At 71.7% G+C, this 19,187-nt stretch carries 22 protein-coding genes; 16 read left to right on the top strand and 6 right to left on the bottom strand.

Annotated features, from left to right (window positions below):
* The first annotated feature begins 37 nt into the window (after positions 1-37).
* From A7B18_RS12550 to A7B18_RS12530, 5 genes are read left to right on the top strand one after another with little or no spacing between them, the layout of a single operon-like run.
* Positions 38-406: a histidine triad nucleotide-binding protein gene (locus A7B18_RS12550; protein ID WP_102127041.1), complete on the top strand. Its 369-nt coding sequence runs from the start codon at positions 38-40 to the stop codon at positions 404-406.
* A complete protein-coding gene (locus tag A7B18_RS12545) occupies positions 403-1,089 on the top strand; it encodes an HAD family hydrolase (protein ID WP_102127040.1) in 687 nt (228 codons plus the stop codon). Before A7B18_RS12550 ends, A7B18_RS12545 begins: the two co-directional genes overlap by 4 nt.
* Positions 1,090-1,144: 55 nt before the next feature.
* The gene (locus A7B18_RS12540) at positions 1,145-1,447 is read left to right on the top strand and encodes a PadR family transcriptional regulator (RefSeq protein WP_102127039.1); all 303 of its coding nucleotides are present in this window, start codon (positions 1,145-1,147) and stop codon (positions 1,445-1,447) included.
* Positions 1,444-2,007, top strand: coding sequence for a hypothetical protein (locus A7B18_RS12535; RefSeq protein ID WP_102127038.1), 564 nt, complete (start codon positions 1,444-1,446; stop codon positions 2,005-2,007). The genes A7B18_RS12540 and A7B18_RS12535 overlap by 4 nt, the downstream gene beginning before the upstream one ends.
* Positions 2,004-2,564 (top strand): Uma2 family endonuclease, encoded by a 561-nt coding sequence (locus tag A7B18_RS12530; RefSeq protein WP_102127037.1) that lies wholly within the window; start codon positions 2,004-2,006, stop codon positions 2,562-2,564. The genes A7B18_RS12535 and A7B18_RS12530 overlap by 4 nt, the downstream gene beginning before the upstream one ends.
* Positions 2,565-2,588: 24 nt before the next feature.
* Here A7B18_RS12530 and sdaAA read toward each other — a convergent pair whose 3' ends face one another.
* The 3 genes from sdaAA to A7B18_RS12515 form a co-directional block, all read right to left on the bottom strand.
* Positions 2,589-3,473, bottom strand: coding sequence for an L-serine ammonia-lyase, iron-sulfur-dependent, subunit alpha (sdaAA, locus tag A7B18_RS12525; RefSeq protein WP_102127036.1), 885 nt, complete (start codon positions 3,471-3,473; stop codon positions 2,589-2,591).
* 27 nt (positions 3,474-3,500) lie between these two features.
* On the bottom strand, positions 3,501-4,166 hold the full coding sequence (gene sdaAB / locus A7B18_RS12520) for an L-serine ammonia-lyase, iron-sulfur-dependent subunit beta (RefSeq protein ID WP_102127035.1): 666 nt from the start codon (positions 4,164-4,166) through the stop codon (positions 3,501-3,503).
* A 483-nt stretch (positions 4,167-4,649) separates the two neighbouring features.
* Positions 4,650-5,894: a lycopene cyclase family protein gene (locus A7B18_RS12515; protein WP_102127034.1), complete on the bottom strand. Its 1,245-nt coding sequence runs from the start codon at positions 5,892-5,894 to the stop codon at positions 4,650-4,652.
* A gap of 169 nt (positions 5,895-6,063) precedes the next feature.
* On the opposite strand from A7B18_RS12515, the gene A7B18_RS12510 reads away from it, so the two are divergent.
* Positions 6,064-6,954 carry an alpha/beta hydrolase gene (locus A7B18_RS12510; protein WP_102127033.1) on the top strand — a complete coding sequence of 297 codons (891 nt, stop codon included), beginning with the start codon at positions 6,064-6,066 and terminating at the stop codon, positions 6,952-6,954.
* A gap of 332 nt (positions 6,955-7,286) precedes the next feature.
* On the opposite strand, the gene recO is transcribed toward A7B18_RS12510, so the two are convergent.
* Positions 7,287-8,021, bottom strand: a complete 735-nt coding sequence (gene recO / locus A7B18_RS12505) for a DNA repair protein RecO (protein ID WP_102127032.1) — start codon at positions 8,019-8,021, stop codon at positions 7,287-7,289.
* A 303-nt stretch (positions 8,022-8,324) separates the two neighbouring features.
* Between recO and A7B18_RS12500 the strand changes: the two genes are divergently transcribed.
* From A7B18_RS12500 to A7B18_RS12460, 9 genes are all read left to right on the top strand, one after another.
* Positions 8,325-8,726: a hypothetical protein gene (locus tag A7B18_RS12500; protein WP_102127031.1), complete on the top strand. Its 402-nt coding sequence runs from the start codon at positions 8,325-8,327 to the stop codon at positions 8,724-8,726.
* Positions 8,727-8,728: 2 nt separating this feature from the next.
* On the top strand, positions 8,729-9,121 hold the full coding sequence (locus tag A7B18_RS12495; protein WP_146009536.1) for a hypothetical protein: 393 nt from the start codon (positions 8,729-8,731) through the stop codon (positions 9,119-9,121).
* A gap of 69 nt (positions 9,122-9,190) precedes the next feature.
* Positions 9,191-9,670: an MgtC/SapB family protein gene (locus A7B18_RS12490; protein ID WP_102127029.1), complete on the top strand. Its 480-nt coding sequence runs from the start codon at positions 9,191-9,193 to the stop codon at positions 9,668-9,670.
* A 56-nt stretch (positions 9,671-9,726) separates the two neighbouring features.
* Positions 9,727-10,380, top strand: coding sequence for a GntR family transcriptional regulator (locus A7B18_RS12485; RefSeq protein WP_102127028.1), 654 nt, complete (start codon positions 9,727-9,729; stop codon positions 10,378-10,380).
* On the top strand, positions 10,377-11,312 hold the full coding sequence (locus A7B18_RS12480) for a proline dehydrogenase family protein (protein WP_102127027.1): 936 nt from the start codon (positions 10,377-10,379) through the stop codon (positions 11,310-11,312). Before A7B18_RS12485 ends, A7B18_RS12480 begins: the two co-directional genes overlap by 4 nt.
* A gap of 15 nt (positions 11,313-11,327) precedes the next feature.
* Positions 11,328-12,215, top strand: coding sequence for an SDR family oxidoreductase (locus A7B18_RS12475; RefSeq protein WP_102127026.1), 888 nt, complete (start codon positions 11,328-11,330; stop codon positions 12,213-12,215).
* Positions 12,212-12,634, top strand: coding sequence for a hypothetical protein (locus A7B18_RS12470; protein WP_102127025.1), 423 nt, complete (start codon positions 12,212-12,214; stop codon positions 12,632-12,634). Before A7B18_RS12475 ends, A7B18_RS12470 begins: the two co-directional genes overlap by 4 nt.
* A 22-nt stretch (positions 12,635-12,656) precedes the next feature.
* On the top strand, positions 12,657-14,228 hold the full coding sequence (pruA, locus tag A7B18_RS12465) for an L-glutamate gamma-semialdehyde dehydrogenase (RefSeq protein WP_102127024.1): 1,572 nt from the start codon (positions 12,657-12,659) through the stop codon (positions 14,226-14,228).
* Between the two features lie 372 nt (positions 14,229-14,600).
* The gene (locus A7B18_RS12460) at positions 14,601-16,352 is read left to right on the top strand and encodes a S8 family serine peptidase (protein ID WP_102127023.1); all 1,752 of its coding nucleotides are present in this window, start codon (positions 14,601-14,603) and stop codon (positions 16,350-16,352) included.
* A 54-nt stretch (positions 16,353-16,406) separates the two neighbouring features.
* On the opposite strand, the gene A7B18_RS12455 is transcribed toward A7B18_RS12460, so the two are convergent.
* Positions 16,407-17,813, bottom strand: a complete 1,407-nt coding sequence (locus A7B18_RS12455) for a phytoene desaturase family protein (RefSeq protein ID WP_102127097.1) — start codon at positions 17,811-17,813, stop codon at positions 16,407-16,409.
* Positions 17,810-18,688, bottom strand: a complete 879-nt coding sequence (locus A7B18_RS12450) for a UbiA family prenyltransferase (RefSeq protein ID WP_102127022.1) — start codon at positions 18,686-18,688, stop codon at positions 17,810-17,812. Before A7B18_RS12450 ends, A7B18_RS12455 begins: the two co-directional genes overlap by 4 nt.
* Before the next feature lie 186 nt (positions 18,689-18,874).
* Between A7B18_RS12450 and A7B18_RS12445 the strand changes: the two genes are divergently transcribed.
* Positions 18,875-19,187, top strand: a 313-nt coding sequence (locus A7B18_RS12445; protein ID WP_146009535.1) for a MerR family transcriptional regulator, incomplete at its 3' end; no start/stop codon positions are given.

The raw sequence follows: 19,187 nt of genomic DNA, 5'->3' as shown, positions 1-19,187 counted from the left end.
GCCGTTCCGGGGGGCGCGGCCCCCTTAGAGTGAAGGCATGACCAACGCCGAGCCCGCCCCCGACTCCGCCCGGACCCGCACCCTCTTCGAGCGCATCATCGCCCGCGAGCTCCCCAGCGACGTGGTGTACGAGGACGATCAGTTCATCGCCATCCGCGACATCGCCCCCAAGGCGCCCATCCACCTCCTCGTGATCCCCAAGAAGGTGACGACCCGGGTGGATGAGATCACGGACGCCGCCGAGATGGGCGAGCTGTGGCTCACGGCGGTCAGGGTCGCCCGCCAGCACGCGCCGGACTACCGCCTCGTCGTGAACTGCGGCCCCGGCGGCGGGCAGGTTGTCTTCCACACCCACGTCCACATCCTCGCCGGGTGGGAGCAGGGGCCGGAGAGCGACGTTTTGTGAGCGGGCACGACTTTGAAGCTGTCCTCTTCGACCTCGACGGTGTGCTCGTGGACAGCGAGGCGCTGGCAAATACCGTGTGGACCCAGGCCCTGGCCGAACATGGGCTCATGCTCGACCGGGAGGCCCTGCTCGCGCGGGCGGTGGGCGGGACGCACGAGGCGCTCTTCGCCTGGCTGCGCGCCGAGCACGGCTGGGAGCGGCCCGGCCACTTCGTCTCCCTGCTGGACGAGCGCCTCGCCGCCGCTTTCCAGGACACCCCGGCCATCGAGGGGGCGGCGGATACCCTGCGGGCGCTGAGCGCGGCGGGCCTTCCTTTCGCGGTGGCGAGCAACAGCCAGCGGGGGAGGTTGCACCTCAAGCTCGCGGCGGCGGGTCTCGCGGGGCTGGTGGGTCAGCACGCTTACGACCCGGCGCACGTCGGCGGGCGCGGCAAGCCCCTCCCCGACCTGTACCTCCACGCGGCGGCGGCCCTCGGCGTCTCCCCCACCCGCTGCCTCGTCGTGGAGGACAGCGTGACGGGCCTGCGCGCGGGCGTGGCGGCGGGAGCGACCGTCTGGGGCCTCCTCGCGGGCGGACACGCCCACCCGGACGGCGCGGGAGCGCTGCTGGGCGCGGGCGCAGCACGGGTCCTCGGTACACACGCCGAGTTGCGTGAGGCCCTGGGCCTGAGCGTCCCCGCCTGAGGACAGGGGAGGTTCGCCTCCTCTTGACTTCAAAGTCTATATATAGAAATAGAGTATGGCCCGCTCGCCCAACTCCAGCCCGCACACCCGCGCCGTGCTCGCCGCCCTGCTCTCCTCCCATCCCGGCCCCAGTTACGGCTACGACCTGAGCCGGAGGGCGGGGCTGAAGGGCGGGACGCTCTACCCGATCCTCCAGCGGCTGCACGCGCAGGGCTACCTGGAGGCCGAGTGGGAGGACTCGCCGCACGCGGGCAAGCCGCCGAGGCACGTCTACACGCTGACCCAAGAGGGGCTGAGACTGGCGCGGGAGAAGTCGGAGAGCGCACCCGCCGCCCCCCGGAGAGGAGCCCTGACATGAGGCCCGACGACTGGCGGCGCGGGATGGAGAACGAGGCGGCGAGCGTGGAGGATGCGGGGTGGGCGTCGGACGTCCGGCGGACCCTGCGCCGGGCCAGAGTGACCTCCCTGCTCTCCCAGGGCCTCCTCTCCTTGACCGCCGCACTGGCCCTGGCCGCCTGCTGGCTGGCGGTGCCGGTTCTGATCTCCCGGGCGGCCTGGCACATCGATACCAACCCGCTGGGCACTTGGGGTCTGGCGAATCCGGTTCGCTTCGACCTGCTGTTCCTGGGCCTCCTGACCGGCACCGGCCTCGCGCTGGGGTGGTTGCGGGTGAGGCTCTGGCTGGGGACCGTCATTCTGACGCTCATTCCGCTCTGGATTTGGGTGCTAGGTGTTCTCGTGCGTTCGGAGGGGGTCTGGCATGAACCCGACGGCACGTTAACGGACAGCCCCAGCTACGATTTCGCGACTTACACCTTTACTACCGGCAGCCTGATCTTCTCGCTGAGCTGTCTCGTGGTGGGGCTGCTCAGCATCACGGCAGGGATCCGTCTCCGCCGCCGTAAACTAACCCCATGACGGACCCTGCCCCCCGGGCGATGAGCGAGGCCGATTACCTGCGTACCGAGCGCGAGAGTCCCTACAAGCGCGAGTACGTGGGCGGCTTCGTGTACCCGCTGCATGCCCAGGCGGGGGCGAGCGGGGAGCATGTGCGGATCAGCGGGCGCATCATGGCGGCCCTGCTGCCCGACGCCGACCGTCTGGGCTGCCGCATCTACCAGTCCGACATGCAACTCTACATCCCCAGCGCGTCGAGCTACTTCTACCCAGACGTGATGCTCGTGTGCAGCGGAGAGCAGCCGGGGCGCTATTTCGAGACGGCCCCTTGCCTGCTGGTCGAGGTCCTCTCCGGCAGCACGGCCCACAACGACCGTCGCACCAAGCATCAGGTCTACACGGCCATTCCCACGCTCCAGACCTACCTCATCGTCTCGCAGGACGAGCGGTACGTCGTGGAGTACCAGCGCGGGGAGGCGGGCTGGGTCATGCGCGAGCACCGGGGGGCGGGGCAGGTGGCCGTGCCCTGCCTGGGCCGCTCGCTGAGCCTGGAGGAGATGTACCGGGGAGTTCTGTAGGGAGAAGGAGAAAACGCCGCCCACTCAGGCCATCGGCAGTTCGATCATGCCGCTCTCGCCCTCCCGGCCTTCCATCCGCGCCGTCACCGCCAACCCCGTCGGCGTCTGCGCCAGCCCGCCCTCCGCCGTCTCCCGGAGTTCGGCGGGCATCAGGCGGCCTACCGAGGCCATCGCGCCCACCACCTCGTCGGGCGGGATGAACGATTCGAGCTGCGCCAGCGCCAGTTGCGCGGCACTGACGGCGTGGACGGCGAAAAAGGCGTTGCGGCTGACACAGGGCACCTCGACATACCCGCCCACCGGGTCGCACACCAGGCCGATGGTGTTCATCAGGGCCAGGGACGCGGCGTGGACACAGGCGCGGGGGCTGCCGCCCAGCAACTCCACGACGGCGGCGGCGGCCATCGCGGCGCTCGACCCGATCTCGGCCTGACAGCCGCCCGCCGCGCCCGAGATGAACATCCGTTTGCTGATCGCCTTGCCCACCCCTGCCGCCAGGATCAGGGGGTCCACCAGCCGCTCGTCGGGGAGGCCGAGGTGATCCGCCACGCCGAGGAGTGCCCCGGGAATCGTGCCCGCGCTTCCCGCCGTGGGTGCGGCGACGATGCGGCCCATGCGGGCGTTTTCCTCGTTCACGGCCATCGCGTAGGCCTGCACCCGCCTCAGCAGCGGCGCTCCCAGCACGTCGGGCGCGTCCCACAGCCCCTTGGCGTTCCAGCCCACCATGCCCGTGATGCTCCTCGCGTCACTCCGCAGACCGCGCTCGACCGAGGCGCGCATCTCCCCGATGCGGCGGGCCATCTCGGCGCGGATGGCTTCCGGGTCGAGGCCCGTCTCCGCACAATCCTGCGCCAGCACCCAGGCGGAGGCGGGGGCGGGCGCGTTCATCAGGCTTTCGAGGGTGGTCATGGGGGGAAAACTCCTTGGGGGTCGGGCTCAGCCGTCCATCAGCTTGGGCAGGGGGCGGACCCAGTTCATGTCGGGCCAGCGGTTCAGGAAGGCGAGGGCTTCCGGGCTCAGCGCCTGGTCGAGTTCGATGGCGAGCAGGGCCTGACCGCCGCGCGCCTCGCGGGTGCAGGTCAGGGCGGCGATATTCACCCCGTCGGCGGCGACCGTGCTGGCGACCCGGGCGATCATGCCCACGGCGTCGGCGTAGCGCAGCAGCAGGGTCGGGTTCGACCCGCTGAAGTTCACCCCCAGCCCCTGCACCTCGGTCACGCGGATCACCCCGCCGCCCGTGGAGCTGCCCTGGACCGTCACGGCCTGCTCTGCGCCGTGCAGCTCGATGTGCGCGGTGTTGGGGTGAACGTCGCCGAGGTCCACGTCCCGGAACTCGGCAGAGAGGCCCGCCGCCTCGGCCTCCTCGAACGCGCGAGGCAACCGGGGGTCGTCGGGCCCGTACCCGAGCAGCCCCGCCACGAGCGCGAGGTGGGTGCCGTGGCCGCGCCCCGTCTTGGCGAAACTCGCGTGCAGGCCAATCACCGCGCGGCGGGGAGCCTCCCCGAGCAGGTGGTGGGCGACCAGCCCCAGACGGCAGGCACCCGCCGTGTGGCTGCTGCTCGGCCCGATCATCACGGGACCGATCATGTCGAGCAGGGACATGACCCCAGTATAGGCAGGCGTCTAGGCAATTGTCCGGGGCGCAGGGACGCTTGGACCGGAGTGGGGAGGCTCGGCCAGCACTCCAGCATCCCAGGGCCGTGAACCCGGTCTCATTCCGCCCTCGCCGAGGTGGTGCGGCCTTTCGTCCTGGTGCGCGTTGTGGGCGATCATCTCGGGGGACGGTCCACAGACACGGGGCAGCTCGCTCGCCCCACCCTTCTGCGAGATCGGCGCCGAGGTCAGCCCGGAGCAGGCGTGGCAGTCGGCGCGGTCGGTGGCCCGCTCCATGCTGGGGAGCCTCGACCGGGGAGCGGCCTGGGGGCGGGTCTTCGGGATGGTGAACGCCACGCCCGGCTTCACCGAAATGCCCGGCGTGATCAACGGCGTTCCCGACCCAATTCGGGCGGTCTTCTGCCCGGAGGTCGGAACTGCCCCGGCGCATCCCGGTGAGGGTCGAGGCGGAGGGCCTGCGGCCTGCCCAGGTCAGCCTCCCCCCACCGCCGCCCGCAGCGCCCGCCCGCTCGGGCCCGCCTGCCCCAGCGCGGCGCGGGCGAGGGGCACCCGGACCGGGTTCGGCGCGTGGGCGAAGAGCCGCAGCATCGTGCGGGCGAGGGCCCCGGCCTTCGTGCGGGGGGCCAGGAAGGCGTGCCACTCGGAGGCGGGTAACTGGAAGAAGGCGGCGAAGAAGGCGGGCAGCAGGGTTCCCGGCAGGGCGAGCAGGGCGTCGGCGTCGAGCAGGGCGACCTCGCGGGCGGCGCGGCGCTCCCCGGGCCAGAGCGTGTCCCAACCGGCCTGGACGGCCTGGGCGGGGCCGTGACGGTCCAGCGCCCCCGCGACCGCCCGCGCGACGGCGGGAGCGTCGTGCAGGGCCCCGGCGACCTGAAACCCGCTGATCGGGTGGACCAGCCCCGCCGCCGACCCGAAGGCGAGGACGGCGCCGGGCGCGGGGGCCGCCGTGTTCATCGGAAAGGCGACCCACTCGGTGCTCTCGACCTCACCCGGCGGGGTGCCCTGCGCGGCGAGGCGGGCGTGCAACCGGCGTTCGAGCAATTCTCTCGTGAGGCCGGGGCGGGCGATCAGGCTCGTCTCCTCCACGAGGTAACGGTCCTCTCCGAGGTGCATGGTGTAGAGGAAGGTCGGGGCGGCACGAACCTCGTCGGGCGGGAGGTGGCCCGCGCGGTAGTCCATCCACACCATTCCGCCGGGAGGACCGGGCGGGCGGCCAAAGCGCGCGACGAGCCCGAAGGCCGTCTGGAGGGCCGCGCCGCCCGGGTGGGCGGGCCGCTTCAGCCCGCCGAGATGCCCCCCCGCGTCCACCACCAGCCGGGTCCGCCACCGTTCGCCGCCACGGCCCCGGACCTCCCACCCCTCCCCCACCCGCTCGGCACACGCCGCCGCACCGACGGTCCAGGTCAGGCCCGAGCCCGCCCGCGCGAGCAGCGTTTCCAGCAGGCGGGGATTGTCGAACAGGGCGTAGGGGCGCAGGAGGGGGGTGGGGGCCTCGCCCGTGTACACCCGCACGTCCGTCCACACCTGGGCGAGGGCGGGGCGAACGGGGAGCGGCACCTCGTCCAGCCACGCGCCGTAGGTGGCGGGGAAGGGGCGCGGCGGGTGGGGGGCGACGAGGCGCACGCTCAGGCCGCACGCGGCGAGTTCGGCGGCGAGGCTCAGCCCGGAGGGGCCGCCGCCGATCACCAGCGCGTCCGTGAGGTCGGGGTGCGGGGCCATCGCGGGCAGCCTAACGCGGCGGGCGGCGGGGTGAGTGTGGGGATTCCCGCCGGGCCCTTCTCACGACAGGGCGCCTGACCGCCGGGTAAGTCGCGCGTCAAGCCACCCTCAAGTCCGACTGTGCCTCCTGCGCCCGAGTCCCGCCGCCGCAGCCGCTAGCCTGCGCCCCATGACCCGCCTCCCCGCCCGCGCCTCCTCCCGGCGCCGGAAGTTCACCCTCGGCACGCTGGCCGTGACCCTGGCCGCCCTGCTCACCGCCTGCTCGGGGGTGGACGCGCAGCAGAGCCTCAACCGCGCCGTGAACCTCGCTGGGCTCAACGTCGTTACGGATCAGCGCTACGGCCCGGACGCGCGCAACACGCTCGACGTGTATGCGCCCAGGAACGTGCAGAACGCGCCCGTCGTGCTCTTCATCCACGGCGGCTCGTGGCAAAACGGCGACAAGTCCGGGCACCGCTTCGTGGGCGAGAGCCTCGCGCGGGCCGGGTACGTGACGGGCGTGATGAACTACCGCCTCGCGCCGAAAAACCGCTACCCCGACTTCGTACAAGACGCCGCCTCCGCGCTGAGGTGGCTGCGCGACAACGCCAAGACCTTCGGCGGCAACCCCGACGTGCTGTTCGTGACCGGGCACTCGGCGGGTGCTTTCAACGCGGTCGAGGCGGTGGACAACGAACGCTGGCTGCGTGAGGCGGGCGTGCCCATCCGCGCCGTGCGGGGCGTCATCGGCATCGCGGGGCCGTACTCCTACGACTTCCGGCAGTTCCAGAGCCGGGTGGCCTTTCCCGAGAACGGCACGCCGGATGGGGTCATGCCCGACCGCCACGTCCGCCGGGACGCGCCGCCGCACCTGCTGCTCGTCGCGGCGAACGACCGGACCGTCCACCCGCAGAACGCGCTGAACATGGAAGCCGCCCTCAAGGCCGCCGGGGTGCCCGTCACCCGCACGGTGCTGCCGCGCGTCAACCACATCACCATCGCCGCCGCCATCGCCCGGCCCCTGACGTTCCTGGGGGGGACGCGGCAGGCGATGATTGATTTCATCGAAAGACACAAGTAATACGACCGGCTGTCAGGCGGAGGTGACGGATGGCTTCGTAAGCTTAGCCTGATGCTTTCTTTTGGGAAACGTCCGGCAATTCTTACGCGCGTGGTTTTTATCTGTGGCCTCTTTTGGCTCCTGAGCCTCGGAAACATTGCTCAGATCAAAGCGCAGGTGGGCAGCTCGGCTGTGGTCATTCCGATTGTGAACGTCCTGGTATGGCCGTGCCCTGGTAGGAATAGCGCCTACCTCGTTCTTCACAACAGGGGAATAGAATGGTTTTGCGCCAGAAGAGGGAAACCACATCGGCGGTACTGACGGCCAGTAATGAAACACTCTGGATTTACAGGTTAAACAGAAACGACAGATGTCTGCGGTACTAACTGCCGCCAGCTCTGCACGTTCCCCACCTGCACGGTCACGAAGCGTTCCAGCGCCCGCCACAGCGCGGGCCGCTCGCCTTCCGGCACCGGGGCCTCCATGCTGACCCGGACACTCCGCCGCACCACGTTCCGCAGGAAGTCGAGGCTGGCCTCCGGGTAGGCGGGGAGGCTGGAGCACGCGGAGCACAGGAGTTGCCCGCCCAGCGGATCGGGGTGCTCGGGGTGGGGGGCGCCGCAGCGGGCGCAGCGGGCCGTCTGCTGCACGAAGCCCGCCAGGCCGAGCAGCTTGTAGCTCATCACCAGGGCCACCCACTCGGGGTCGGGCTGGTGGGAGACGCCGCGCAGGGCCCCCGCGAACAGCTCGAAGGCCTGCTCGCTGAACTCGCCCTCCTGAAACAGGGCGTCGGCGAGTTCGGCCATCAGGTGCGCGAAGGCGTACCTCCCGGGCTCGGCGAGCTTCGGCAGGGCGCCCTCCAGCACCGCCTGCTGCACGGTCGCCAGGTCGGCCTGCGGCGTCTGGTAGACCTGCACGCCGACGTGGTGGAAGAGGTTCAGGCGGCTCGCCAGCGGCCCGCGCACCCCGCCGCGCGCGATGGCCTTGACCTTGCCCTGCGGGGTGAGCAGCGTGACGATGATGTCCCCGGCGGGTGTCACGCGCCGACGTATCACGATGCCGCTGCGGGTGGTGCTGCGCGATCTCACAAGAACAGTTTAGCGAAGAAGCCGGGTGGCGTTCTGTTTATGGCGAACCTTCTCCCGGCCCGTGAACTGGGACACCCAGGGCCCGCTCGGCGGCTTCCCTGGCCCTGATCCTCTCCATGACCGCTGGGGACGGCATCCGGGAGCGCAGCTACGACGCAAAGAGCTGAGCGTCCCGCGCAGGCCGCCGCAGAGGATGAGGTGTCGCACGGCTCGGAGCACAGGGCGCGTGGTGAGGGCTCGCCTCTCCAACATGCGTCAGGTCCTCCACGTTCGGGGCCTCTCCCGCCCCTTACACTGCCCCTCATGAGTGACACCCCACCGAAGAGGCACAGCGCCCGCGACGTGCTGCGGGAACTCTTCCCGGAGTCGTACCGCGAGCTGTTCGGCGAGGACCCGCAGGGGGGAGCGCCCACCCTGGGGCTCTACCCGGTCGCGGACGGTCGCCTCGCCCTCGTTCACGGTGAGCAGCTCGCCGAGTTCACGCCGCTGGAGCCGAGGGGCCGCAACGCCCTGCACTGCGACCTGTGCCACTACACCCGCTCGCGTTCCGAAGCCGCCGTCTACCGGGTGGTCGTCGCCGCCCGCCGCACCCGCTACGTGACCCTCTGCCTGGGCACCGAGGGCTGCCAGAGGCGCGCCGGAAGCCGGGGGCTGGAGAATCTGGCCGACCGCATCTTCCCCATCGAGCCCGTGTACGCGGACTGAGGGTGAGTTCTCGGCGTCCCGGCGCCGCGCCCGGGCGTGAGGTCTGGCGCGAGTGCCCGCGCTGCCGCCACCCCATGACGCGCTGGGCCTCGCTCGCACGGCTCCCCGAGCGGCCCTGGCTGATCTGGGACCCGGGCCGCTGGGTGCTGCCGGTGCCGTGGGAGGGGGTAGCGTTGCTGGCGGGCCTCGGGCTGGTGGCGCCGGGCGTGCTGTGGATGCTTCTGGGGGGGCGACGCTCGGCGGGCGTGGTGATCCTCGCGGGGTTCGTGTGGGCGGTGGGCTCCATGTGGCTGACCTTCTGGTGGCGCAGGCACATCCGGCGGCGCCGGGCCCGCGGGACGCGCGGCGACGACTGGGTGTGCGCGAGCTGCCTGCACACCGAGGCCGCCACCTGACCTCCCCATGACAGGCGGCTGAAGGAACGGGGAAAGGCCCCCGCCGCGCCTGCGCCTAGGCTAGGCCGCATGGAAACCTTCTGGGCGGAACTGCGGCTGATGCAGGGCCTGGTCGCCGCCTTCGTGCTGAGCGGGCTCATCGGCTGGGAGCGCGAGCGGCGCCACCACAGCGCGGGGTTGCGGACGCACATCCTCGTGGGGGTGAGCGCGGCCCTCTTCGTCGTGCTCGCCGACACCCTGATTTACCGCTTCGCCGACGACTCCGAGCAGGTCCGCTTCGACCTCGTGGGCGTGCTCGGCGCGGTCGTCAGCGGCGTGAGCTTCCTGGGCGCGGGCGCGATCTTCTCCGACCGGCGCGGGCAGGGCGCCCGGGGCCTCACCACCGCGGCGGGTCTCCTCGCCACCGCGAGCGTCGGCGTCGCCTGCGGGCTGCACCTCTACGTGCTGGCGACCGGGGCGACCCTCCTCTTCCTCTTCACCCTGGGGTGGCTGGGTCCCCTCGTCGGCGAGAGGATCAAGGCCCGGCAGGAGGCGGAGGACGACGGCTAGAACCCTCTGCGCCCCCACCTCTGGACACCTGCCCAGGATTGTATACAATATCCACGATGACTCCTTTCGAGCGCCCCACCCTGGTGCGTGACGGCGTGTACGGTCACCTGCGCCGGGCGGTGCTCGACGGCGAGATCGCGCCGGGCGAGCGGCTGGGCGAGGTGGAGCTGGGCGAGCGGCTGGGGGTGAGCCGCACGCCGATCCGTGAGGCGCTGGCGCGGCTGACGCAAGACGGGCTGCTCGTGGCGGAGGCGAACAAGGGGGTGCGGGTCCGCACGGTGAGTGCCGGGGAGGCGCGGGACACCTACGTGGTGCGCGAGGAACTCGACGGGCTGGCCGCCGCCCTCGCCGCCTGCGCCCACACCCCCGCCGACGCCGCCGGGCTGCGCGCGGCGCTAAGCGCCCTGAACGCGGCCCGGGAGGCGGGCTACCGCGTTCAGACGCGGCTCGACCTCGCCTTCCACCAGGCGGTGACGCTCGCCGCGCACAACGCCGCCCTGGCCGATCTGGCGCGGGGGCTCTCGCTGCGGGTCACCCTGATCAAGCACCAGACGCGCACGTACAACGCGCACCCCGAGACGGGCGAGCAGCACGCGGCGATCCTGGAAGCGGTCCTCGCCCGCGACGCGCCCGCCGCCCGGGAGGCCGCCCGGCACCACGTCCGCACCTTCGCCGCCCTCGTGCTGCACCAACTCGGAGATAGCGCATGATCGACCAGCTCTACCGCAAGGCCGTCCTCACCGTCTCGGGGCAAAAGCCCGTCGAGTCCCTCGTCCGCTCGCGCGGGTGGGGGGTCGCCCAGCGCTTCGTGGCGGGCGAGGACGCCACCTCGGCCATCCGCGCCGTTCAGGACCTGCACAAAGACGGCATCCTCGGCAACCTCGACCTTCTCGGCGAGTTCGTCACGTCCCCGGACACGGCGAACGAGTTCGCGGCCAAGGTGCTCGGCCTCCTGAACGACGCGCACGCGGCGGGCCTGAAGCCCTACGTCAGCGTCAAGCTCTCCAGCATCGGGCAGGGGATGACCACGCCGGAGGGTGAGGACCTCGGCCTCTCGAATGCCCGGCGTATCGTCGCCAGGGCGAAAGGTTACGGCGGCTTTGTGTGCCTGGACATGGAGGACCACCCCCGGGTGGATGTGACCCTCGCCCAGTTCCGCACCCTGGTCGGCGAGTTCGGGCACGAGCACGTCGGCACGGTGCTCCAGAGCTACCTCTACCGCTCGGAGGGCGACTGGGCGGACTTGCAGGACCTGAAGCCCAACCTGCGCATCGTGAAGGGCGCGTACCTCGAACCCGAGACAGTGGCGATGCCCGACAAGGCGGACGTGGACGCGGCGTACCGGCGGCTGGTATACGCGCAGATGAAGGCGGGGAGCTACGTCAACGTCGCCACGCACGACGAGGGGATCATCGCGGACGTGGAGCACTTCGCGCTCGCGCACGGGATCGCGCGTGAAGCCTTCGAGTTTCAGATGCTCTACGGCATCCGGCGCGACCTGCAAAAAGACCTCGCCGCGCGGGGCTACCGGGTGCGGGCGTACATCCCCTACGGGCGCGACTGGTATCCCTACTTCTCGCGCCGCATCGCCGAGCGCCCGGCGAACGTGATGTTCGTGCTGCGCGGAATGCTGAGGGGCTAGGGGTAGGCTGGGGCTATGGACCTGATCGGGGTGACGGGCGTGCCGGGCAACGTGGGCACGCCGCTGGTGGCGGAGCTGCTCGCGCGCGGGGCACGGGTGCGGGTGCTCGCCCGCCGCCCTGACCACGCCCGGCAGGTGCTGGGGGACGTGCTCGGCGAGGGGGCGCTGGCGGGGGTGGAGTTCGGCCACCTGGACTTCGGGAACCGCCGCACGTACGTGGCGGCCTTCCGGGGGGTGCGGCGCCTCTTCGTCACGCGGCCCCCGCAGCTCAGTCAGGTGGGGCGCGACATGATCCCGGCCCTCGACGTGGCGCTGGGGGCGGGGGTGGAGCAGATGGCCCTGCTCTCCCTCCAGGGGGTCGAGCGGCTGCGCTTCGTGCCGCACGCCAAGCTTGAGGCGTACATGCAGGAGAGCGGCGCCCGGTACACCTTCTTGCGCCCGTCCTTTTTCCTGCAAAACCTGACGACCACCCACCTGCCGGAGTTGCAACGGGGCGAAATCTACGTGCCCGCTGGGGGGGGCCGCACGAGCTTCGTGGACGTGCGCGACGTGGCGGAGGCGGGGGCGGTGGTGCTGACGGAAGGCGGGCACGAGAACCGCGCCTACGAGCTGACCGGCTCCGAGTCGCTGACCTACGGGGAGGTGGCGGCGCACTTCTCGGCGGTGACGGGGCGGCCCATCCGCTACGCCGACCCCAGCCCGCTCGCCTTCTACCGCCACCTGCGGGCGCGGGGGGTGGCGCCGGGGCAGATCCTCGTGATGGAGGCGATCTACGGGGTCGCCCGGCTCGGGCTGGCGGGGCGGGTCACGCCGGACCTCGCCCGGCTGCTGGGCCGTTCGCCGCGCACGGTGGACGATTTCGCGCGCGACCACGCCGACCTCATCCGCGGGGAGGGGGCGTGACCTTTCCCGATCCCGGGCACGTCAACGGCTTCTACCTCCGCCAGTTTTTCGGCATGACCGAATGGGCGTCGGGCGGGCACGACCACCCGCTGGAGTACGTGGACCCGCGCACCCCCGAGGGGCTGGATGCCGTCGCGGCCCTCTTGATCCCCCACCTCGACGCCCTGGGAGAAGCGCAGGAGGCCGCGCTCGTCCGCACCTGGGCCTACGCCGTCGCCGAGTTCGACGACCGCGACCTCGCGTGGTTCCTGCTCGGCACTCTCCCCTTCGCGACTCCCCACCCGCGCGCCTTCCTCGCCGAGGTCGCTGACCGCCTCTTCCCGGCGGGCCTTCCCGCCCACGACCCCCACGCCCGGCGGATCGACCGGCCCGATGATTTTCTCTTCGACCTCCTGCCGCCGCCTGGCAACCGACCCTGACTCCCGCAAAGGACGCACCCCCATGCTCAAAATCCAGGACTACCGCCCCCAGCCCTTCACCGACTTCACCCTGGAGGAAAACCGCCAGGCGTACCAGACCGCGCTGCAACAGGTCCGCGCCGACCTCCTCGGCAAGCATTATCCCCTCGTGATCGACGGCGAGCGGGTGGACACGGCGGAGCGGCTGACCTCCCTCAACCCCTGCGACACCTGCGAGGTCGTCGGCACGACCGCCAAGGCCACGGTCGAGGACGCCGAGCGTGCCCTGCAAGGCGCCTGGAAAGCCTTCGAGACGTGGAAGCGGTGGGACATGGACGCGCGCGCGCGCATCCTGCTCAAGGCCGCCGCGATCCTGAAGCGCCGCCGCCTGGAAGCGTGCGCCCTGATGAGCATCGAGGTCGGCAAGAATTACGCCGAGGCCGACGTGGAGGTCGCGGAGGCGATTGACTTCCTGGAGTACTACGCCAGAAGCGCCATGAAGTACGTGGGCTTCGGCGCCGCCGAGACGACGTGGTTCGAGGGCGAGGAAAACGGGCTGATGTACCTGCCGCTGGGCGTCGGGGTCTCGATCTCGCCTTGGAACTTCCCGTGCGCGATCTTCATCGGCATGGCCGCCGCGCCCATCGTGGCGGGCAACTGCGTCATCGCCAAGCCCGCCGAGGACTCGGGGCTCATCGCCGGATTCATGGTGGACATCATGCTGGAGGCGGGGCTGCCCGCCGGGGTGCTGCAATTCCTGCCCGGGGTGGGCAAGGAGGTCGGCGAGTACCTCAACAACCACCCGAGGACGCGCTTCATCACCTTCACGGGCTCGCGGGCGGTGGGCCTGCACATCAACGAGGTCGCCGCGAGGGTCCAGCCCGGCCAGAAGTGGATCAAGAAGGTGATCCTCGAACTCGGCGGCAAGGACGCGATGATCGTGGACGAGACCGCCGACCTCGACGTGGCGGTGACCGCCGCCGTGCAGGGCGCGTTCGGCTTCAACGGCCAGAAGTGCTCGGCCATGAGCCGCCTGATCGTGGTGGACGAGGTGTACGACCGGGTGGTGGACGCCTTCGTCGAGCGGGCGCGGACGCTGAAGGTCGGCACGGGCGAGGAGAACGCGAACGTCACGGCGGTCGTCAACCAGATGAGCTTCGACAAGGTGAGCGGCTACCTGGAGATCGGCAGGGAAGAAGGCCAGCTCCTCCTCGGCGGCGAGGCGCCCGGCCAGCATGACGGGAAGAAGGGGTACTACGTCCAGCCCACCATCTTCGGGGACGTGCCCCCGCAGGCCCGCCTCGCCCAGGAGGAGATTTTCGGGCCGGTCGTGAGCGTCCTGCGCGCCCGCGACTGGGCGCACGCGCTGGAGATCGCCAACGGCACCCAGTACGGTCTGACGGGCGGCGTGTGCAGCAATGTCCGCGAGCGGCTGGAGCAGGCCCGCGAGGAGTTCGAGGCCGGGAACCTGTACTTCAACCGCAAGATCACGGGCGCCATCGTGGGCGTGCAGCCCTTCGGCGGCTACAACATGAGCGGCACCGACTCCAAGGCGGGTGGCCCGGACTACCTCGCCAACTTCCTCCAGCTCAAGACCGTGACCGAGCGCTGGTAAGGCCAAGCCTGACAACAAGGCAACCGAGGCAGGACGGGTCGAGGCTGGCCCGTCCTGTCCCTTTGGTCATCACGGCCCGGCCTGGGGCTTGCCCCTCTGCCACATACGCCGGGCGGCTTGCTGTCTTGGCATTTGTCCTCAGTAGCCTCCTCATATCTTCCGAATGACAATTACAGATGCGCGGGCAGGATGGTCCGTGAGGGAAGATGATTTGAACCTGATCCAAAAAAGTCTAGATAAGCCGTGAGGAGAGGGTGAAGGCCGCTCTAGCATCCCGCTCAGACCCACCTCAAGTGCAGGCTGCCCCGGCTCCGGTTTCCGCTCCTTCCGGCGCGGTTTTCCTCCTCGTTCCGAACTCCACGGAGGTCTCCCATGAAGCACACCCGCACGCTGCTCGCCGCGACCCTCGCCCTCACGCTCGCCGCCTGCGGACAGCAGGGGCAGGTGGGTGCGCCCGTCGCCACCGCGCCCAGCCCAACCACCTCGGAGGGGGGCGCCTACCTCGTGGGCTTCAAGGAGAGCGGGCTCGGCGCGCAGAGCCTGAGCGCACAGGACCTCGCGGCGCAGGCGCAGCTTCAGGCGCAGGCGATCACGGCGGCGGGGGGCCAGCTCACGGGCCAGTGGGCGGAGATCAGCGCCGCCGCCGCGCGTCTGTCGCCGGAAGCCCTCGCCCGCCTCCAGAGGAGTCTGCTGGTGGAGTACGTGGAGCCCGACCTCGTGCGCCGCGCGCTGGGAGCCCGGAGCGGGGGGACGGACGCGGGGGTGGCCCGGACCTCGCTCGGCGCCCAGGCCCTGACCGCGCAGGCCACGCCCCTCTACACGGCGAGCGGCGAGTACACCTGGGGTGACAGCGCGCTGCGGGTCGCCAACCTCCGGACGAGCAACTACACGGGGGCGGGGGTCGCCGTGTGCATCGGGGACACCGGGATCGACGGCAACCACCCCGAGTTTTCCCGCAAACTCAAGGGCTTCAAGAACTTCATCACGACGGAGACGAACCGCAACGATCCCTACGCGCTCAACGACGTGTCGCACCACGGCACGCACGTGGCGGGCACGGTGTTCGCCCAGTACGGGGCGGGGACGGGCGCGAGCGGCCAGCAGTCGGGCATGGACCCGAACGGCGTGGGCGGTGTGGCGAGCGGGGTGAACCTCTACATGGCGCGGGTGCTCGGGGACGACGGGTCGGGGGCGTCGAGCGGCATCATCAACGGGGTGAACTGGTGCGCGGCGCAGCTCAAGAGCCAGGGCGGCACCGAGGACAAGGTGGTGGTCAGCCTCTCGCTCGGCGGGGGCCGCGCGAGCAAGACCGAGCAGCGGGCGTACACGAGCGCTTACAGCAAGGGTGTCCTGATCATCGCCGCGACCGGCAACGACGGGGCCGCCGTCTCCTACCCCGCTGCGTACGACAACGTGGTCGGCGTGGGCGCCATCGACGACGCGGGGGCGAAGGCGGACTTCTCCAACTTCGGCCCCCAGGTCGATCTCGCCGGGCCCGGCGTCCACGTCCTGAGCAGCGTGCCCCTCGGGCAGGGCACCCGCGCCTCGGCGAGCGGCGGCGGGGTGACCTTCGCGGACGTGCAGTCTGCCGACCTCAGCGGCAAGGGGAGTGCCAGCGGCACCATCGTGGCCGCGGGCGGCACGAACAACGAGTTCTGCGGCACCACCACGCGCAACGCTCAACTCAGCGGCCAGATCGCCCTCATTGCACGCGGCACCTGCTCCTTCGAGGAGAAGACCGCCAACGCCGTCGCCAGCGGCGCCAAGGCCGTCATGATCTACAACAACACGGCGGGTTCCCTGGGCATGAGCCTGACGAACACCTACAGCGTGCCCGTCGTGGGCCTGACCCAGGCGGACGGGCAGGGCCTGCTGGGCAAGCTCCCGACCACGGGCACCGTCAGCGTGACGGGCGCGGACTACGAGTACTTCGACGGCACGAGCATGGCGACTCCTCACGTCAGCGCCGCCGCCGCCGTCGTCTGGGCCGCCAAGCCGACCCTCACGAACGCGCAGCTCCTGAGCCTGCTGACGAGCACCGCGAAGGACCTCGGCGCAGCGGGCAAGGACGACAGCTTCGGGTACGGGCTGGTCGATCCCCTCAAGGCGATCACCGGGCAGTAAGCGCAGGCAAGAGAGGGGCCGCTCCTGATCCTGGGGGCGGCCTTGTCGGTGCCTCTACACCCCGCCCTCCCCCATCAGCCGGTCCACGATGAGCGCGCCGCCGAGAATGGCCGGAATCCCGCCGCCCGGATGAACGCCCGTCCCGACCTGCCACAGCCTCCGGTGCGGGCGGTACGGCTGGGGGTGGAGGGGGCCGCCACGCCAGGCGGGGGGGGCCGCGCCGTAGATCGCCCCGCCGGGATGCCCCCCCGCCGCGTAGAGGGCGGGCGGCAGGGCCACCACGTCGCGGGCGGAGGCGAGCAGGCCGGGCACGCCGAGGGTCCGCTCGACCCGCTCGACCTGAGCGCGCACCCAGGGGTGATCGGGCGGGAGGTCCCGGCCCGTCGCGGGCGCGGTGAGCAGCACGGCCAGCCGCGGCCCGTCCGCGTGGACGAGGGCGAGGGTGTCCGGCGGCAGCGCCCCGGCCCGCACGGCGGCGCGGAAGGTGGCGAAGTCGGCGGGCGGCAGGACGCTGGTGGCGGGCAGCGGCGCGTCCTCCGGCAGCGCGGCGTACAGCGCCACCCCGCTCACCGTGCGGCGCGAGACGGGCGAGCGGGCAGGACGTTCCGTTAACGCGGCGAGTCGGGCCGGGTCGAGGGCGCTGACAAAGAGGTCGTGACGCCGGACCTCTCCCCCCCTCAGCGCCAGGGTGCCGCCCGCCAGGTCCACGCGGACGACCTCCGCCCCCTCCAAAACCCGCGCCCCGCGCGCCGCCCCGAGGTCAAGCAGGGCGTCGGGCAACGCCCCCATCCCGCGCGCCGGTCGGGCCACGTCCCCGGCGATCAGCGCGGGCAGCAGGGCGTACAGGGCGGGCGCGTCCACCGGGGCCAGCCCCGCGTTCAGGGCGTGGGTGCGAACGGCGTGGGCGAGGGCGGGGGGCAGGCGTCGTGAGCGCACCCACCCCTCGGCGGTCAGGTGGCCGCCCGTCGCCCGGAAGAGGGCCGCGCTCGCCCGCCGGAAGCTGGAATTGGTCAGGCGCGGCGGCGTGGTGAGCAGCGTTTCGAGGTGCGGGGTGAGGGCGCGGGCGGGGGCACCGTACGTCTCCCAGGCCGCGTGGAGGGGATGATCCGGCGGAAGGGGCAGCGGCACCGGGCCGAACGGCGTGTGGTGGACCCCCAACCCTCCGGGCAGCGGGCGCAGGTCGAGGGGGTCTGGCTCCCCCAGCCGCGCGAGGAAGGCCCGCCAGACCCCCGGCAGGGTGAAGAGGCTCGGCCCGGTGTCGAAGCTCAGCCCGCCCACCGTCACCCGCCGCAGCTTCCCCCCCGCCCGGTCCCGCTCGTACACGGTGACCGCGTGCCCCCGATGCGCCAGCAGCGCAGCGAGCGCGAGCCCGGCGAGGCCGCCGCCGAGGAGGCCGATGGAGGAAGAAAGAGGCGCAGAGGTTGAAGGCTGAGGGCTGACGGCTGGCGGCTGACCGCTCAAGGCCACAGCCCCCGCGCCAGCAGGTACACCAGCCCCACCCCCGCCACCGTCCCCACGACCCAGGGCGTGACGATGCTCAGGGGGTAGAGCCGCGCCGCGCGCTCGGGGGTGGGTTCGCGGAGGAGGGCGAGTGCCATCCCCCCACACACGGCCCACAGGGCGGCGGCGGTGAGGAGGCTGACCGGCCACAGGAGCGCCCCGGCGAGGACGAACCACCCCAGGGCGTAGCGCGCGGTGCCGGGCACGCCGAGGACGGTGGCGACCGTGCGCGTCCCCGCGAGGCGGTCGGCGGGCACGTCCTGCGCGGCGTCGAAGGCGTGCTTGCCCACCGAGTAGGCCATCAGGGCGGCGAGCGGGAGCCACGGCACGGGGGTGCCCAGCGTCAGGGCGGGCAGCGCGAGGGGCAGCGCGTAGGCGACGTTGCTCAGCCCGTCGAGGAAGGGGCGGCCCTTGAGGCGCAGCGGCGGCACGCTGTACGCCACGAAGAGCGCCGCCGTCACGAGCAGCAGCCCGCTCGCCGCCGGGGGCAGCAGCAGCGCGAGGACGCAGAGAAACGGCCCGTTCACCGCGAGCACCGCGGCGAGGAGCGGCCCGCCCTCCCCCGCCCGCAGTCTCGCGCCCTGCCACCCACCCTTGCGGGGCGAGACGGCATCCTCCTCCCGGTCGGCGAGGTCGTTCAGGCCGTAGATCAGGAGGTTGAAGGGCAGGGTGAGGTACACGAGCAGGGCGAGGACGCCGGGGTGCAGAGCGTACAGGTGTCCGGTGAGCCACACCCCCGTCACCAGTGTGCCGACGGTGTTCACCCACAGCGCCGGGCGGGAGACGGCGAGCACGCGGCGCAGGGGCAGTCGGGCGGGGACGGTGAGGGTGCGCATCGTGGGGGGAGGTCCGGAGGGGGAGCGGGCCGGAGCCGGACGCCTCGCCGCATTGTAGAGGGGGCGGCAGACGCGCGCCGGGACAAAGGAGGTTTCCCGCCGCGTCCTTCCCAGCCGGCCAGCAAGCGCAACCGCTAACAATCCTTACGGTCTCACGGGGGGGCCATGTGGCGAAATGGGGCTCAGATGGAAGGCTCCCCCCCGCCCGCCGCACCGGGCACGGCCACCGACACCACGGCGATGTTCACCGCGTCGGAGGTGGAGGCGCGGGTCGGTGTGCCCGCCGCCACCCTGCGGCAGTGGGAGCGCAGATACGGCTTTCCCTCCCCGGCGCGCAGTGCGAGCGGCTACCGCCTGTACTCCCCGCACGACCTTGCCCTGATCGAGGTGATGCAGTCGCACCTGCGCGCGGGCGTTCCGGCGGGCCGCGCCGCGCAGCTCACCCTGGCGAGCGCGGGCCCCGAGGGGACGGCGGCGGCGGCGGCAGAGCCCGGGGCGA

The organism is Deinococcus planocerae (assembly GCF_002869765.1).
Classification (GTDB): domain Bacteria; phylum Deinococcota; class Deinococci; order Deinococcales; family Deinococcaceae; genus Deinococcus; species Deinococcus planocerae.
Note: the sequence above shows the minus strand (reverse complement) of the source record. Positions and strands in the feature narration are given on the sequence as shown.

Coding starts and splice junctions, on each gene's coding strand:
- A7B18_RS12550 (WP_102127041.1), top strand. CDS start 38: ATGACCAACGCCGAGCCCGCCCCCGACTCCGCCCGGACCCGCACCCTC.
- A7B18_RS12540 (WP_102127039.1), top strand. CDS start 1,145: ATGGCCCGCTCGCCCAACTCCAGCCCGCACACCCGCGCCGTGCTCGCC.
- A7B18_RS12535 (WP_102127038.1), top strand. CDS start 1,444: ATGAGGCCCGACGACTGGCGGCGCGGGATGGAGAACGAGGCGGCGAGC.
- A7B18_RS12530 (WP_102127037.1), top strand. CDS start 2,004: ATGACGGACCCTGCCCCCCGGGCGATGAGCGAGGCCGATTACCTGCGT.
- sdaAA (WP_102127036.1), bottom strand. CDS start 3,473: ATGACCACCCTCGAAAGCCTGATGAACGCGCCCGCCCCCGCCTCCGCC.
- sdaAB (WP_102127035.1), bottom strand. CDS start 4,166: ATGTCCCTGCTCGACATGATCGGTCCCGTGATGATCGGGCCGAGCAGC.
- A7B18_RS12515 (WP_102127034.1), bottom strand. CDS start 5,894: ATGGCCCCGCACCCCGACCTCACGGACGCGCTGGTGATCGGCGGCGGC.
- A7B18_RS12510 (WP_102127033.1), top strand. CDS start 6,064: ATGACCCGCCTCCCCGCCCGCGCCTCCTCCCGGCGCCGGAAGTTCACC.
- A7B18_RS12500 (WP_102127031.1), top strand. CDS start 8,325: ATGAGTGACACCCCACCGAAGAGGCACAGCGCCCGCGACGTGCTGCGG.
- A7B18_RS12490 (WP_102127029.1), top strand. CDS start 9,191: ATGGAAACCTTCTGGGCGGAACTGCGGCTGATGCAGGGCCTGGTCGCC.
- A7B18_RS12485 (WP_102127028.1), top strand. CDS start 9,727: ATGACTCCTTTCGAGCGCCCCACCCTGGTGCGTGACGGCGTGTACGGT.
- A7B18_RS12480 (WP_102127027.1), top strand. CDS start 10,377: ATGATCGACCAGCTCTACCGCAAGGCCGTCCTCACCGTCTCGGGGCAA.
- A7B18_RS12475 (WP_102127026.1), top strand. CDS start 11,328: ATGGACCTGATCGGGGTGACGGGCGTGCCGGGCAACGTGGGCACGCCG.
- pruA (WP_102127024.1), top strand. CDS start 12,657: ATGCTCAAAATCCAGGACTACCGCCCCCAGCCCTTCACCGACTTCACC.
- A7B18_RS12460 (WP_102127023.1), top strand. CDS start 14,601: ATGAAGCACACCCGCACGCTGCTCGCCGCGACCCTCGCCCTCACGCTC.
- A7B18_RS12450 (WP_102127022.1), bottom strand. CDS start 18,688: ATGCGCACCCTCACCGTCCCCGCCCGACTGCCCCTGCGCCGCGTGCTC.